Origin of the sequence: Planktothrix mougeotii LEGE 06226 (genome assembly GCF_015207485.1) — a bacterium.
Lineage (GTDB): Bacteria > Cyanobacteriota > Cyanobacteriia > Cyanobacteriales > Microcoleaceae > Planktothrix.
On the sequence record NZ_JADEWU010000012.1, the window covers coordinates 46,206 to 62,300 of the forward strand.

Consider the following 16,095-nt stretch of genomic DNA (forward strand, 5'->3'; position numbering starts at 1 on the left):
GATAAAAACGCTATTATTAAGGAGTGTAAAGCTATCCTTCACAACTTCATTTAACCATGTACATCTTTGGACTCGGTAAAAAGCTGAAAATGCCCTCCCCCTCCGATGCCTTACCCGGACGGACAGAAGCGATGCCTGTACCCGATCAACATTATGTCAATGGTAATCCCCTCAAACCTCCCTTTCCCCCCGGCTTAGAAATGGCAATGTTTGGGATGGGTTGTTTTTGGGGTGCAGAACGTCGATTTTGGCAGCAGGAGGGAGTGTTTAGTACCTCCGTAGGTTACGCCGCCGGAATTACCCCAAACCCCACCTATGAAGAAGTTTGTAGCGGGTTAACCGGACATAACGAAGTCGTGCGAGTCGTCTACGACCCCAAAATTATTAGTTATGAACAATTACTGAAAGTCTTTTGGGAAAGCCATGACCCCACCCAAGGAATGCGTCAGGGTAACGATGTGGGAACCCAATACCGTTCAGGAATTTATACTTATTCCGACCAACAACGCCAACTCGCTGAAACTGTACGGGATGCCTATCAACCGTCCCTAAAACAAGCAGGTTATGGAACAATCACAACCGAAATTCTGGAGGCACCCGAATTTTATTATGCTGAAAGTTACCATCAACAATATTTAGCCAAGAATCCTAATGGTTATTGTGGTTTAGGCGGAACAAAGGTCAAACTTCCGGGTTCAAGTGTAAGTTGTTAAAAAATGTCAGTTGACGGCTAACTATTAACCGTTAACCGTCAACTCTGTAGATTATTTCTTCTGCTTAACTTTCGTTTCCCATTCAGCGATCGCTTTTTGAGCATCGGCATGGACTGGTGATTTTTTAGGAACTAACTGAGCCGCTTCAATCGCATTACTATATTGTTTTTTCTGAGCACGAGATTGAGCAATTTCCCAAATTTCATTTCCCCATTGATCAATCAATTTTTGAGCTTCTGAATATCCCGGCTGATCGGCTGGAATTTGTTCAACTTTGCCGATGGCATCACTATAAGATGAGGCTTGACCGGGCTTAATTGAACCTTTAGCTTGACTCAAAATTTCTTGATTTTTTTTCACTATAGCCAATTGAGCTTCCCACTCTTTGAGCTTTTCTTGCCCCTGTTTATAAATAGCAGGATTAGCATTGGGAATTAATTTCACCGCATCAACAGCACCGGATAAATTTTGACTTTGAGCGCGTCCTTCTGCAATATCGAGAATGGTTTGGCTCCATTGTTCAATATTAGCTTGTGCTTCCTTAAACTGGGGATCACCGAGGGGAATTTGTGCAGCTAATGCGATCGCTTTGCTAAAACCAGAAGCAGAAGTATCTTTCAAAAGCAGTTTTGATTCCTGCAACAATTCTTGAGGAGTGGGAGGCGTTTCTGGTGCAGTTGGGGTTTCTGTTACAACAGGTGTTGATGTCGGTTTTGAATTGTTAACAACCGTTGAAACACCAGGGGAAGACTTCGCCGTTTTTTCACCTAAAAAGATCGGTTTATTCGTGAGAAAAACACCCAGTAACAATACCAGTGCGGTTGCTCCACTCCAAAGAATTAACCGTTGTAAAAATGAACTATCTGTCATAGTATCCTCTGTTGAGTTTGCAGGAGGTTGGGGTAAGGTCTGCTGTACAGAAGTTGAAGCCTTAGAGGACAAATCCTCTGCTGAAGTTTCAGGGGGTTCAGCAGGTTCATTCGTCTGAGAACCCAGATCTCCAGTCCCTCGTTCAGAGGATGTAGACAGTTTCAGAGGATCTTCGGATAAAGGAACAGTACCATTTTGGTAGGGTTCTACAGTCGCCATATTTATTTCCCTCATACCATTAGAAAGGCTAACACTCGCTACCTGACGGCTTTCAGGCAGAATGAACTGTTGGAGTTTAGTGGCTGGATAAACAGCAAAGACAGGTTTTTGTCTCGGTCTTAAATGTTGTTCGGTCAGTTCGGGTAAACGTTCCCCTAAGAAATGGATTAACGGGTCTAATGTCGAACATTCTCCCGTTTTTAATCCTTCTAATAACGCGGCGGTAAAAAACCCTTGTCGTAAAGCCGAAGTTTCCCGTGATAACTGTTCCCGACGACAAGATAAAATGGTAGGAATTTCCAATTGGCGGGCGAGTTCCACCGTTTGATTTCCTACACTTTCCCCCGCGTGTACCCCTTGACTTCGGTTAATATCCAACAATACTAAAATTTTATCCGTTGGAGCCGCCTTCAGAGCGTCATACAACTTTTCAATGGGAATCCCCGTTTTTTCTAACTGGGCCGGGTTACCATCAATGGGGAGCAAGTAATCTTTTCCCTCTTGACTAAACCCATAGCCACTCCAGAACAACCACAGAACATCCTCATGGCCCAATTGCTCGTTACAGACGGACTCCACCCAATCTAAAATATTTTCTTGGTTCGGGTAGGTGGACATCCCCGATACCTGGGGTGAGTTATCACTCAGCAATAAACTCTTATCTTGAGGAAATCCAGCACCATTTACCAAAAATTCATAGACAGCTTCTGCATCCTTTTGGGCATAATTTAAGGGTTGCAGATATTGATATTGATTAATGCCAACAGCAATACAAACGTGATGTTTCATCACCTATGCCCCATTATTTTTTAATAAACCTGCAAAAACGATAACATATTCTTGGAATTGTCAAAATGCCTTGATGGTTGGCGATCGCACTTTTAAATCATTAATTTTTATAACGAAGGCAGCCTAGGAGTAGGATCTGTAAGGGCGACTCGCACCCACCCACCGTCAGGAGTCATGACATGAAATCCTGCAATTGGGGCTATAGATGATCCCCAAAAGCCCCGTAGAGACGTGCCATGGCGCGTCTCTACACGATACGGATGCGTACCCAACATTTGACGATTTCATTTGAGTTTTGAGTCTCCAGCCCACAACGATTGACGATAAAATGTTAATGGATAACTAGATAACATTAATCTACTTTTAATGTTGCTTCTGGTAAAATAAACATCGCATCCCCAAAGGAATAAAATCGATATTGTCGTCCAAAATCATTGGCGGGTTCTTCTAATACTGCTTGATATAAATTCAGTAACCGTTCTCGCCCAATTAAGGCTGAAACCAACATTAATAAACTTGATTTAGGTAAGTGAAAATTCGTAATTAATCCATCAATGACGCGCCATTGATATCCGGGATAAATAAAAATATTGGTTTTTCCACAATAACTTTTAAGAGCAGATTCTTTTAAGTTTTCTGGTAATGCTTCAAATTGGGAAGAATGGGCGATCGCTGCTCCTTCTAACGCTCGTACCACCGTTGTTCCCACTGCAATAATTCTACCCCCTGAAGCTTTTGTTTTCTCAATTTTTTCAATAGTTTCTGTCGGAACTTCAATCCATTCTCCGTGCATTTGATGGTCAGTAATTTGATCCACTTCCACAGGTCGAAAAGTTCCGACTCCAACGTGCAAGGTTAAAAACGTTTTGTCAATGCCTTTTTGTTCTAAACATTGAAATAATTCTTCTGTAAAATGTAACCCGGCTGTAGGTGCAGCGACAGCCCCGGAATGTTTGGCATAAATGGTTTGATATTGTTCTGGTAATGCTTCTGTGTCCGTAACATAGGGGGGAAAGGGGATATTTCCAAACTGTTCTAAAAGCGGAATTAAAGACTGTCCTTCGGGAATTTCAAATTTTAATAACCGTCCTCCCGTTTCCTCATCCGTTTCTAAAACAATTGCTTTTAAGGGTTGAGAATTAGAATCCGTTTTTGCATCAGAATTAAACTCAAATTCAATCACTGAACCCAGTTTAAATCGTTTACCCGGTTTAACTAATGCTAACCAACAATGATGGGATTTTTCTTCCAGTAATAACACTTCTACCGCCGCCCCACTAATTTTGCGTCCATAAAGACGAGCGGGAAGAACACGGGTATTATTCAGAACTAATAAATCTCCCGGTCGCAGAAAGTCAGGTAAATCTTTAAATAGACAATGACGATGAGAACTGGGAGAATCTACCACTAACAAACGGGAATGATCTCTAGGTACAACAGGATTTTGTGCAATACGTTCTTCTGGGAGTTGATAATTATAGCTTTCTAACCAATAATCTAACTGATCCATTCTCTTGAATTGTCCTTCAACAATGAATTACTAGACTCGGCCATCCGATGATCGGCTGACTAATCTTTAAAGATCCCCCTATCGATCTTAATAGGCTACCCTGTGATCCCTTGGAATTGCTGGATTTAGATTTGGGTAGAATCCCCCATCCCAAATCGGGTGCTTTTCCCCTATCTTATCATCGTTAATCTTGGCATTATATAAATATAGGGTTATGCTGCCTACCGACGGAAAGGTCGCATTGTTTTTGGCTTTGTTTTGACCTCAGATTGGGATCAACGGCCCTTACAGCAGAATCAAAAACACCGCCCCTATTACTCTTTGTTGCAGGGTTCCGGGCTGGAGTTAAGCAACAAACAGGCGGGACAATCATGCAGGAGATGACCGATGGAATACCTTTACTACCTTGCCAATACAAGCCTTACGCTGAGAGTGATAGACTTTTTAAGTTCAAATCACTCCCTCCCCGTTCAGTTTATTACAGTGATTCACCAAATAGATGGCTGGATTATCAAAATTAAAATGCGTCAATATCTGACACCACAAGAACACGGGGACTTTAGAGCTTTTATGCACGAATTGGGTGTTCCCTACGAACCTGATATGCGGATTTTAATGGCCCTTTGGGGCTTAGAAACGGGTCAATCCCCTCTCAGTGTCATGCGCCGCTACCAAGTTGCTGTGGTGTCTCATGGTATTCCTAACCGTGAAGATGTGGAATCTTTTAAAACCCAATTTGTTAGAGGGTTAGGGTATTGTCCTGAAGCATTAGCTTGAGGTTAACAAGATTTAGTTAAAGGCAGATTCAATATAATCTTGTAATAGGAGTCGGTAGCCGTTGAGGAAAAAAGGTTGACCGACTTTTAGGCTATCAGGAAAAGGGGGGATATCTTCACAGATAGGGGTTTGGGTCGGAGAGCGATCGCAACGCACTAAAGCCACATCAAACCGACAAGGATATTCGCTTAAATCCGGGCGAGCGCTTAAAAATAATTCCGCCGCTTGAATCAATTTTGCTTGTTTACGGGGAGTAATGGCTAAAAGTCCCCCCTGATCCCAATTTCGTTGACTACGGGTTTTAACTTCAACAAAACTCAACATGGGAACAGTCCCCTGTCCCCGATACAACGCAATTAAATCAATTTCTCCAAATCGACAATACCATTGATGATGCAAAATTTGCCAACCTTGGCTTTCTAACCAAGAGCCAACCAATTCTTCCCCTAAAGAACCAATCGTTTTAGACATAGATGTCAGTTGTTGTGGTTGTTCGTAAACATTCTATAAGCGGGAACACCGAACACCGAACTGTAGGTTATACACTGGGGATATTTTTGCTTTGTCATATTTGATGATTATTAGCAATAGGTTTCTATACCTGAAACTAGAATATTAGGAACTTCCATCATTTATTTTAACGAGCTTTACCCAAAGAGTTCAGTAACTGCTGCTCTTCCGCAAGTCGTGACTTGCCATTCCATTCATGGTTTCTCCCTTCTTGGATAAAAAACGCTTAATATTACCATAGTTGTTTTCAAAAAACAATTATTGAGAATAACTAGCATTAACGCTATACTATCTTCTTGAAAAACTATTGCATTAAAGCAGACCTTTTCCAGATCCATGAAAAATATCACTAGACGTGGGTTCCTCACCGTTGGAACAGCCTTGGCCGTCGTTGCGGTTGGAGGACTTACCCCGATGCAGCGCAGTCAAGCTAACCCCCAAGTTCTGAATGTTTACTCGGCTCGTCATTACGATAGTGACAATCAGCTTTATCAAAGCTTTACAAACAAAACGGGGATTAAAGTCAATATTGTTGAAGGAAAAGCGGAGGAATTAGTCGAACGAATCAAAAGTGAAGGAGCCAATAGTCCGGCAGATATTTTAATTACTGTTGATGCTGGAAACCTTTGGAGAGCGCAACAACAGGGGATTTTTCAACCTATTTCTTCTGGGACTTTAAATCAAGCCATTCCAGCTAATTTAAGAGAGCCTAATGGTAATTGGTTTGGATTTTCTAAACGGGCGAGAGTCATTGTTTATAATAAAGCTAAAGTCAATCCGGCTCAATTGTCTACCTATGAAGATTTAGCAAATCCTAAATGGAAAGGAAAAGTAGTCGTTCGTTCTTCTAATAATATCTATAATCAATCCTTAGTGGCTTCAATGGTTGGGCAAAGTGGAACTGCCAATTCAGAAAAATGGGTGAAAGGATTGGTGGCTAATTTTGCCAGACCCCCGGAAGGAAATGATGTTTCTCAAATTAAAGCAGTCGCTTCAGGTGTGGGGCAGTTAACTTTAGCAAATACCTATTATTTAGCCCGTTTGGCTGGATCTCAGAAACCGGAAGATAAAGCAATTGCGAGTAAAGTTGGGTTATTTTTTCCCAACCAACGAGCCCAGGGAACTCACACGAATATTAGTGGTGCAGGGGTGATAAAAACGGCTAAAAATAAAGCGGGAGCGATTAAATTTTTAGAGTATTTAGCAAGTCCAGAAGCTCAAAAGATTTTTGCTCAAAGTGCTTTTGAATATCCAGCCGTTGCGGGTGTTCCTGTCTCTCCAGTTTTAGCGAGTTATGGCACATTTAAGAGTGATCCGATGAATGTTGCAGCCTACGGCAAATTTAACGCCCAGGCGATTCAAATTATGGATCGAGCAGGCTGGAAATAGTTAGAAAATGGGAGTTTGACGGGCTAAGAAAAGGCTTACCTATTTTTTAGCTTCGTCGAACTTACTTAGATTTCTTCCCGATTAAGTGCAATTAAAACCGCTTGTTGGCTAACATTTTTATAGACTGTTTCTAAATATTGCATTACAATATCGGTGGCGGATGAAGTAGAACGATTATTAGAATTTACAGCAAGGGGGGCTAATGGAATTGTACCTAAAACATCCAGTACAGTTTCACTGCCAGGAGGCGGTGTAATCACGACTAAAGCGGGGTCTAGTTGTTCAGAGTAATTCCAGAATTGATTGAGTTTAGGAGCATGGGGGTTCGATTTTATCGCTGTTGTTTCTCTGGTAGAAACGTTAATATCTTCTTCACTTTGACCCCGCAGTTGACGTAACGTTGTAATAATTTGTTCTTGAGTTCTTCCCCGAAGTTGAAATAAAACAAACGGATCTTCACTAAAGCGATCGCCCAACATATAATAAACTGCACCAATATGTTTACAGGGGTTGGCTTTGTCAGGACAACTACATTCAGAATGAACATTATCTAAGGAAAAGGGAAACAATCTTAACCCATTAGCTGCAAATACATCTTCAATATCCTGGGGCATTTCTCCGGCTAATAATTTAGCACTAAAAATCGCTCGTTGTGATAAAGTTTCAATAATATAATTCCATTCTTCATCACTAAACACATCTAACCACAAGGAAACCGTATAAGGTTCGGGTTGAGTTCCCTGAACCTGGGCTAAAACCTTTTGATCTTTAAAGTCAATGTTTAAAACATTTCCTTGTCTGGCATAATTTCTGGCTCGTTCTAAGCGTTTTTTAAACCGATATTTATCTAATAAATCTAACCATTGTTGTGACCACCATTCTTTGTTGGCTTCCATTGTATAGTCTACCATGAAATTACTCCTTTTATTAACAATTTTTTGAACTTTAAAACTATTCCTCTTCCTCCTCAATAATTGAGTTTCGATCTAATATTAATAAATTTCTGAGTTGATCGGTATCTAAAGCCGTTAACCAATCTTCCCCCGCACTCACAACTTGTTCTGCTAAGGCTTTTTTACTTTCAATTAAATCATGAATTTTTTCTTCTAATGTTCCAGTACAAACAAATTTATGCACTTGTACATTCCGAGTTTGACCAATTCTAAAAACTCGATCCGTAGCTTGATTTTCAACGGCGGGGTTCCACCATCGGTCAAAATGAAAAACATGATTCGCACGGGTTAAATTTAAACCCACTCCTCCGGCTTTTAAGGATAATATCATAATGGGTGGAGCTTGCGGATCATTTTGAAACTGATCAATCATTTCTTCCCGTTTATTTTTTGAGGTACTCCCATACAAAAATAATATTTCTCGGTGAAAATGATGTTCTAAATAGGGTTGTAACAATTTTCCCCATTCTGCAAATTGAGTAAAAATTAAAGCGCGATCGCCTTCTGCTAAAACCTCTTCTAGCATTTCTGTCAACCGTTGTAATTTTCCTGAATATTGGGTTTTAATTAAATCTTGTTTGTCTGATTTTTTACTATTTTTAACTTTAGCTTCAATTAAAACCGGATGATTACAAACCTGTTTCAGCCTCACTAATAATGCTAGAATCATTCCTCGGCGTTGAATTCCTTCCGCGTCATCAATTTTTTCTAAAGATTCATCAACAATTTTTTGATATAGGGTTGCTTGTTCAGTGGTTAAGGGACAAAACACAGTATTTTCTTGTTTATCGGGTAAATCTTGTATAATATCCTTATCTGTTTTTAACCGACGTAAAATAAAAGGTTGAACTAGCGATCGCAATATTTTTAACGAGTCCGTATCTCCATATTTTTCAATGGGAATTGCAAACCGTCGTTGAAAAAATGTTCGTTGTCCTAAATACCCTGGATTTAAAAAATCCATAATTGACCACAATTCTGATAAGCGGTTTTCTACGGGAGTTCCGGTTAAAGCAATTTTAAAGGATGCGTTGATGTTTCTAACCGTTTTAGATTGTTTTGCATCGGGATTTTTAATATTTTGGGCTTCATCTAATACCAGTCCTTGCCAAGTTACCCCCTGCAATTCCTTTTCATCTCTAAAGGTTAGCGGATAGCTGGTAATCACTAAATTTTTATCTTGAATTATTTTAGCAAAATTTTTACCTTTTGCACGTTTATCGCCATGATGAACCAGCACTTTTAGAGTTGGACTAAATCGTTTAACTTCCCGTTCCCAATTCCCTAAAACCGATGTAGGACAAACTAATAAAACCGGATTTTCTAAACTATTGTTTTCTTTAAGATGAAGTAAGAAAGCAATAAATTCTATCGTTTTTCCTAATCCCATATCATCCGCTAAACACGCACCTAACCCCCATTGTTCAAGGAAGGATAACCAACCTGCACCCCTGGCTTGATAGGGTCGTAATTCTCCTTTAAAATTCTGTGGGTTCGGAATCGGTTCTAAACTTCGATTATTGGTTAAAGTATTTAATAATTCCTGTAATTTTCCTCCCGCTTCAAAGTTAACAACAGGTAATTTCTCAATCATTTGAGTATCTCCCGTTGATAACCGTAACGCATCTTCTAAGGAGAGAGTCATTTCATCTTTACGCTGACTAAAAAATGTTTTTGCTGCTTTAATATCCGAGGGTCGTAACTCAACCCATTCTCCATTAATTTCTACTAACGGACTTTCTTTATAAACTAAGCGATCAAATTCCGCCTTAGTCATTGTTTGACCGCCAATGGATAATTGCCATTTAAAGTTTAATAAACTTTTTAATCCTAACCGTTCATTGATTTTTAATTTAGGCGTTTCTGCTTTAATACTTAATCCCAATCGACTCGCCCAACCCTCTCGATTTGCTAAACTAGGCGGTAAAATTACCCCTAACCCGCTATCCGTAAAACGCCAAGCATAACTTTTTAGAAATTCATAAGCTTGTAAAGGATTTAAACTACAACTTTCAGGACGAGCTTGTTGTAAACTTGATTCAATGACGGGATATAATTTAGAAGCCAAACCCAAGCCTTTTAACAACGTTTCCTGGGGATGTTTAATTGTTCTCCCTCGATAGGGAAAGGACTCAACTGGATGACTCCAAATAATATGAGTATTGATAATAAATTCAGGATCATCAATAGCTTGTAGACAATATTCTAATTGCCAATTAGGATTATCTTCTGTAGGAGGATGTAACTGAAACGCCGTTGAAAATAGATTTTGTTCAGATAAAGAATATTGTAGCGGAGAAGTCCAATTTTTTAAGGCGGTTTCTAAAGATTCTATTTCTGTTAATTCTCCCTGAACTCTATTTTCTTCTTTCCCTAATCCTTGTAACCAAGCTTGCAAGGTTGGAGGAAGTAAAACCGCATTAGCACTGGCTTTTGTTTCAACTTCTTCAGCAACAGTTCTCACCTGTGCATCGATCATTGTTCCTAGAAAATCAATGATAATATCTTGAGGAGATAAAGGTAAATCAATGGCTATAATATCACCTTCTATTAACTCTTGAACCATTCGACAAACCGTTGGCATTTGTTTAGCAAACCGTAATAATCGAGCTTGGTCAATCGCACTATCAAGAAGGGGTTGCCATTGTGCAATAATCGTTTGATCAGATTGTTGAATTAATTGGGGTAAAAATTTAGATCTAGCCAATAAATCCAAACTCCAACGGGTAATATGTGACCAAAATCGTAAATCTTCCCCTAAGTTAGATTCTGATGTTGTTACGGTACTTAAAGGTAGAGATTGTAAAAATTGAAAGGCTTGTTTAGGATGAAGAGAAATTCCGGTAATTTGCCAAGGATAGAGATGAGATTGAGGACTATTTGTTGCAGTAGAATAAATTGGAGTGAGAGTTCCAACTGTTTCCGAAATATCCGTTGGTAGTGCTAGAATTTTCGGGGAGAGCAGATGGGGAGAAATATCGGATAACTTAATATTTTTTAACAGGGGTTGAGTCAAGAGTTCAGTATTGTTTAAAGCAAAGGGATAAGGAAGAATCGGTGCTGAAGCCAGGGACTCCGACGTAACTCGTCGCCAGGTTTCTCCCCAAAGGAAGAAAGACCGACTCGGCGTAATGCACCAACTTCCATGTAGAATTGCCATCTCATCAACCTGCAACTGTTCTGTATTAATTATATTGTGTCTTGATTCATTAAAACGAAATTTAAAAATTAGAGATTTAATTAAGAGTTGATTGAATTAAAATTAAATTGTCACTAAATCACCTTTGAATCAGATATATTTTACGGTCTTTTAATCCTATTGATTTTTAACTTAATCCTGGTAAATTAATCATCAAGGCAATGAACAATATTCAATTTTGCCCGATGTATTAACGAATAGATTGGAGGAATGAAAGATGAACTATCTGCAAAAAAATATTACCGAAAGAGAAGTTTACTTTTGGGGAAAATTAAGAGAAGTTGACCTGAATCCTCTTCTGGAATGGGTCATTTATAAATATCAATGGAATCGAGAAAAAACCTTGGGAGCGATCGCTTTTTATCAGATGTTTTTATTTCTTCTTTACTTATATCCGAATAAAACGATAGTTCCTCCTCTCCCTGAAGTCGATTTAATTTGGCATGAACATATCCTCAATACCCCTCAATACATTCAGGATAGTCAAATGTTATTTGGTCGGTATATTCATCATGTACCAACTTATAGTTTAACCCCTGAAGCCCAAAAGCAAACGGAAACAGCCTGGTCAGAAACCTTAGAGTTATGGCGACAACATTTTGGATCAGAAATTTTAGCAAATACAACTTCAGAAAATCCATCTGATCAGGAATCACAAAAAACACCAAAAGCTGATTGTATTCATCCTCCTGATCCTCATCTTACTTAACTAAAATCATGAGGGAAATTTCTCAATGACTCTGACTCCTTAAACAGTTTCCAGGGATTTTAAGAGGCTTTGAGCTTGAATAATTTTATCAACCATTCCCAATTTTTCAAATTTGCTCAAAGCTTCCATACCCCAATATCGAGATTTAGAAAAATTCCCTTCAACTTTTTCTAGGCGAGCTAGAGATAAATTATAACAGGCATTTAATTGACAATCATCGTATAGTAATGATGTCTGTAAACCCTCTTCTAATCGATATCGAGCTTGATAGAAGTCCCCTTTAACTAAAGCAATCCGAGCCATCCAATTTTGAAAAGCAACAGCAATTCTTTGCCATCCGAATTGTTTGGCTTTATCCCAAGCTTTTTGATAAAGGGACTGAGCTAAAGAATATTGTTCTAGGTGAAAATAGATTTGCGGTTCATAGTAGTCAAGGATAATTTGCCATCGTTGCGATCGCTCTGGGTCAAGATAACAATGTTTTAAAATGATTCTAGCTTGCTGTAAATAATCTAAAGCTTGGGAATATTGTTGTTGTTGAAGATACCAAACCGCTTGATTTTTTGTGAGCTTCAACTGTAAAATAGGGTCAGAATTAGAGGAAATTAGTTGGTATAATTTATCCGCTTCTTTCCAGCTATTCATTAAAGTTAAAATCCATGATTTTTCTAAGATTGCTTCTGTAATTGTGGCTGTATCTTTAAGGTCAGCAACTTTCAATAATCCTTCTACTTGCTCTAAACGTTTTTGGTAAGAACCATAAATATAACTATATTGTTGAGTATTTTGTAGAAGAATTTTTAACGATTGATAACGTTCAGGAGCCTGACACCATTCGATAAAAAGTTCTAAGTCTGACCAGTTTTGAGCTAATTTATTACAATGGTTGGGCCAGTCTAAAATTTGATATTGTTCAGAGATGAATAGATATTGTTTGAGTCCAGCTTCGGCTATTTGTAATGTTAAGCCGAAATCACAGGAAAACAAATCACTTTGATTAGATTTTGGCAAAATTTTATAACCCGCTTTTTCTAATAAATCAGGAATGTTTTGTGATTGTACTTTCTTAAAAGATATACTCCGTTGTTGCAGAAGTTTTGCGATCACTGGATACAATTCTTGAGAAAGCCGATGTCTGACCGTATCACCTTTAGTTTTAGTAGGTTTCTTACCAAACCGACTGGCAATTTCTATAGGACTTTTACCCGCTAAAAGCAGTAACAAATAATCTCGGAGAGTTGGACTGAATTCTTTAATTTGGTAAATTTTTTTCTGTTTTTTTTCTCTGATACAGTTATAAGCATGAAGCAGATCAGCCAACAGTCGCTCAACTTGCCAAGTCTGATAGACCTCATGAAATTCTGGTGGTGGGTTGTTGGGTTGTTGAATCATAAAACAAGAAAGGTTCACATCTATGAGTTAGTTTAGCTGAGATTCTAGCAAATTTATCAACACTGTGGAGTAGATTTGAAGAAAAATCTATGATTTGCTGGTAATAGTTAGTCTTTGACCCTTGCACACAATACCCCTGTAAAAAATATTCATACTGTGGAGATCTTTTATAGCGGGGAGAAATTTACACTGTCAAATCACTGGAGGAAATCATCTCAAACACAAGTTTTACTTGGTCAATCTAAAGTTTTTGGATAGATTTTTCAGGAATATCCCATTTTTTAGAAGTCCAACCCGGAGGAATCTTATGTCTAATTTTGCCAAAAATAAATTGTCCCTGATTTCTGCTCTAATCTTAGTTACTTCTTCCCCTTTGATTACCAATTTACCTGTATTGGCTAAGTCAAGTATCAGTAATAATTCAGGTGTTCGACAAGTTTACTCAGAAAATTTACCTGGCTATATTATTGCTCAGTCACGGTATGCTTTTGCTGTTACAGGCATATATTCTGGCACTAGAAATATTAAGCTCAAAAGCGTTTCTACAGGCAACGAGTTTGATGTCTACTATGCCAGTTCAATTGGTGTTGAAGTTGGAGATGTCGTTACTGTAATTATGGAAAATGATCGCTGGATTACCCTGATCAATGAGCGCACAGGTAAGTCTTCAGCAGTTACGAGTGTTAGACGGATATAGAGATGGGAACAATTGCTCAATTATCGAGCAATTGTTCTGACATCAAATTTTACTACTTTAATCAAATAAACCCATTTAAGGAGACTGAAAATTATGTTTCATTCTGTCAAAATAATTTCTGTAATGATTATTAATATGATCACGTTAGGAATATTACAAAATTCTGTTCTTGCTTTAACAACATCTTCTGAGCTTCCAACATCTTCCTTAACCTCAAGATATTTTTCCCTAAGTTCATTGAGGGGTTCAAAAACTTCCAATATTTCCGATTCTTTACTTGCTGATAATAGTGCTGCATCATTAGGGCGTGAAATTGATTTTAAAGCATTAAGCGCTTTATCTAGTCCGAGAGAAGCAGCACTATATCAATATTACACGGATTCAGGAATTCCTTTATGGAAACACTTATCTGACGAACAAAAATACCAATTTGCTCAATCAATTTGTAATTATCAAGGTTCTGGCAATTTGCTGTTTATGATTATTAACCGTTTGGGAGGTAATCCTTATAAAGATAGCATCCAAGGTTCTGCAATCATGCTGGCAAGTATGCACACTCTTTGTCCTGACAGATATCGTCAAGAAATTAGAAATGCCCAAGATAATTTATTGAATAATTTCTAGTATTAATTCTATATAGCAAGTCTAAAGGGATTGTACAATCATCATCATCAAAATTATTAATTTAAAAAATGGACACAAATCCCCCTGTAGGGGCGAGGTACGCCTCATACCTACGATGAATTGGATTTTCAGACATTTGTACAGGCGGATTCTTTGAGGTCTTGATGAATTTCATCTCAATCTTGCTAAACCCGCCCCTACCCTTAACTTTCTGCAATTCCCTAAGTCTATGATGGCATCAAAAATACATATTTTGTCTGGATTTATTGAAATTAGATTTAAAAATTATAGATGTAATCAATATTTCACGATATTTTTTATTAAAACAGATTGAAAATGGCTGATACTTTTTATATTTTCAGGTCTTTTAAGCGGTTTAAAATCTATTGATCTATTCATAAATATGTGCAAAATTAATAATCAAAGCTCTTCAAAAAGCTGGAAATCCAAAAATCTACTCAAGGTCTTTTGATGGACAATAATCTATTTATTTAGACTTATTTTTTACCCTCATTAGGTCTTGATAGCCTAACAACCTAGGAGAATATTATGGCTATTTCTATTGGGTCTAATTTGTTTTCATCTGGGTCTTCAATTAATCAAACGATGGTGATGAATGCTCCTGACAGTGGAACTTCATCCACTAATAGTTCTTCTTTATCAGGTACGATGACTCAAACCAGTAGTTTATCTATGAATGGGTCTTCAATTGATCAAATCATGGTAATGAATGCTCCTAATTCTCCAACAATCGTGATCAATACTGGGACTAGCAACGGCGTTTCTACTACTATTAATTCAGGAACAGGTAAAATTCTGAATGGCACCAGTGTAAATGATCTTCTCAACGGGAGTGAAAGCGGAGATATTCTTAATGGTAACTCCGGTAATGATACCCTGAATGCCTTCGGTGGTGGAGATATTCTTAATGGTAACTCCGGTAATGATATTTTATCCGCAGGGAGTGGTAACGATATTCTCAACGGAGACTCTGGTAATGATACTCTCCAAGGAGGTTCTGATGTTGATCAACTCAGTGGAGGTTCTGGTAATGATAAATTAGACGGTGGAGACGGTAACGATATGCTTACCGGAGGTTCTGGTAATGATAGTTTAATTGGCGGTACAGGAGACGATCTTTTGATTGGCGTTAGCGCTAATGCTATGATTGCCGGAGCAACTTCAATTATTACTAGCAGTGGTACTCCCGGGCGGGGAGAAATTGATCAATTAACCGGAGGAACAGGAGTCGATCAGTTTATTTTGGGTGACAGTAATAATGTCTACTATAACGATGGTAGTTTACTCACTCCTGGTAAAGCAGATTATGCTTCAATTATCGATTTTAATGCCACTCAGGATAAAATTCAACTCAAAGGATCGGCGAGTAATTATGTCTTAAACGTCTCTGGTTCCAACACCCGAATTTTACTCGATAATGATGGTATTACTGGTTTTAGTGCTAAAGATGAATTGATTGGTATTGTTCAAGGTAACACGAGTTTGAGTTTGAGCAGTAGTGCTTTCAAATATGTCTAAGCACCCCAGAAACCGGGTTTCTGAATCAATCTTTCTTCCTAAGTATTAACTTCCCTGAGAAACCCGGTTTCTAGCACCCCAGAGTACCTGAGAAACCGGGTTTCTGAATCAATCTTTCTTCCTAAGTATTAACTTCCCTGAGAAACCCGGTTTCTAGCACCCCAGAGCACCTGAGAAACCGGGTTTCTAATCAATCTTTCTTCCT

13 protein-coding genes are annotated in these 16,095 nt (G+C 38.4%); 7 read left to right on the forward strand and 6 right to left on the reverse strand.

Features of this window, described 5'->3' with window-relative positions; all coding sequences use genetic code 11:
* Positions 1-56 precede the first annotated feature (56 nt).
* Positions 57-713, forward strand: a complete 657-nt coding sequence (msrA, locus tag IQ236_RS07765) for a peptide-methionine (S)-S-oxide reductase MsrA (protein ID WP_193868736.1) — start codon at positions 57-59, stop codon at positions 711-713.
* Positions 714-764: 51 nt separating this feature from the next.
* On the opposite strand, the gene IQ236_RS07770 is transcribed toward msrA, so the two are convergent.
* Together IQ236_RS07770 and queA are read right to left on the reverse strand one after the other, a co-directional pair.
* Entirely contained in the window at positions 765-2,591 is a 1,827-nt protein-coding gene (locus IQ236_RS07770; protein ID WP_193868737.1) for a caspase family protein, read from the reverse strand.
* A gap of 352 nt (positions 2,592-2,943) precedes the next feature.
* A complete protein-coding gene (gene queA, locus IQ236_RS07775; RefSeq protein ID WP_193868738.1) occupies positions 2,944-4,101 on the reverse strand; it encodes a tRNA preQ1(34) S-adenosylmethionine ribosyltransferase-isomerase QueA in 1,158 nt (385 codons plus the stop codon).
* A 387-nt stretch (positions 4,102-4,488) separates the two neighbouring features.
* On the opposite strand from queA, the gene IQ236_RS07780 reads away from it, so the two are divergent.
* A complete protein-coding gene (locus IQ236_RS07780; protein ID WP_193868739.1) occupies positions 4,489-4,878 on the forward strand; it encodes a hypothetical protein in 390 nt (129 codons plus the stop codon).
* Between the two features lie 12 nt (positions 4,879-4,890).
* Here the strand turns inward: IQ236_RS07780 and IQ236_RS07785 are convergent, their stop codons facing one another.
* Positions 4,891-5,349 carry a YraN family protein gene (locus IQ236_RS07785; RefSeq protein WP_193868740.1) on the reverse strand — a complete coding sequence of 153 codons (459 nt, stop codon included), beginning with the start codon at positions 5,347-5,349 and terminating at the stop codon, positions 4,891-4,893.
* Between the two features lie 375 nt (positions 5,350-5,724).
* Here IQ236_RS07785 and IQ236_RS07790 point away from each other — a divergent pair, with 375 nt between their 5' ends.
* Complete coding sequence (locus tag IQ236_RS07790) at positions 5,725-6,777, forward strand: Fe(3+) ABC transporter substrate-binding protein (RefSeq protein ID WP_193868741.1); 1,053 nt, start codon at positions 5,725-5,727, stop codon at positions 6,775-6,777.
* 65 nt (positions 6,778-6,842) lie between these two features.
* Here the strand turns inward: IQ236_RS07790 and IQ236_RS07795 are convergent, their stop codons facing one another.
* Positions 6,843-7,688, reverse strand: coding sequence for an SWIM zinc finger family protein (locus IQ236_RS07795; protein WP_193868742.1), 846 nt, complete (start codon positions 7,686-7,688; stop codon positions 6,843-6,845).
* A gap of 40 nt (positions 7,689-7,728) precedes the next feature.
* Positions 7,729-10,890, reverse strand: a complete 3,162-nt coding sequence (locus tag IQ236_RS07800) for a DEAD/DEAH box helicase (protein WP_193868743.1) — start codon at positions 10,888-10,890, stop codon at positions 7,729-7,731.
* A gap of 256 nt (positions 10,891-11,146) precedes the next feature.
* Here IQ236_RS07800 and IQ236_RS07805 point away from each other — a divergent pair, with 256 nt between their 5' ends.
* Positions 11,147-11,638 carry a glycine-rich domain-containing protein gene (locus tag IQ236_RS07805; RefSeq protein WP_193868744.1) on the forward strand — a complete coding sequence of 164 codons (492 nt, stop codon included), beginning with the start codon at positions 11,147-11,149 and terminating at the stop codon, positions 11,636-11,638.
* A 39-nt stretch (positions 11,639-11,677) separates the two neighbouring features.
* On the opposite strand, the gene IQ236_RS07810 is transcribed toward IQ236_RS07805, so the two are convergent.
* Entirely contained in the window at positions 11,678-13,030 is a 1,353-nt protein-coding gene (locus IQ236_RS07810) for a hypothetical protein (protein WP_193868745.1), read from the reverse strand.
* Positions 13,031-13,337: 307 nt separating this feature from the next.
* On the opposite strand from IQ236_RS07810, the gene IQ236_RS07815 reads away from it, so the two are divergent.
* The 3 genes from IQ236_RS07815 (at position 13,338) to IQ236_RS28160 (ending at position 15,890) form a co-directional block, all read left to right on the forward strand.
* On the forward strand, positions 13,338-13,727 hold the full coding sequence (locus IQ236_RS07815) for a hypothetical protein (RefSeq protein WP_193868746.1): 390 nt from the start codon (positions 13,338-13,340) through the stop codon (positions 13,725-13,727).
* 93 nt (positions 13,728-13,820) lie between these two features.
* Positions 13,821-14,351 (forward strand): hypothetical protein, encoded by a 531-nt coding sequence (locus IQ236_RS07820; protein WP_193868747.1) that lies wholly within the window; start codon positions 13,821-13,823, stop codon positions 14,349-14,351.
* 549 nt (positions 14,352-14,900) lie between these two features.
* Positions 14,901-15,890, forward strand: coding sequence for a calcium-binding protein (locus tag IQ236_RS28160; protein ID WP_193868748.1), 990 nt, complete (start codon positions 14,901-14,903; stop codon positions 15,888-15,890).
* Positions 15,891-16,095 lie beyond the last annotated feature (205 nt).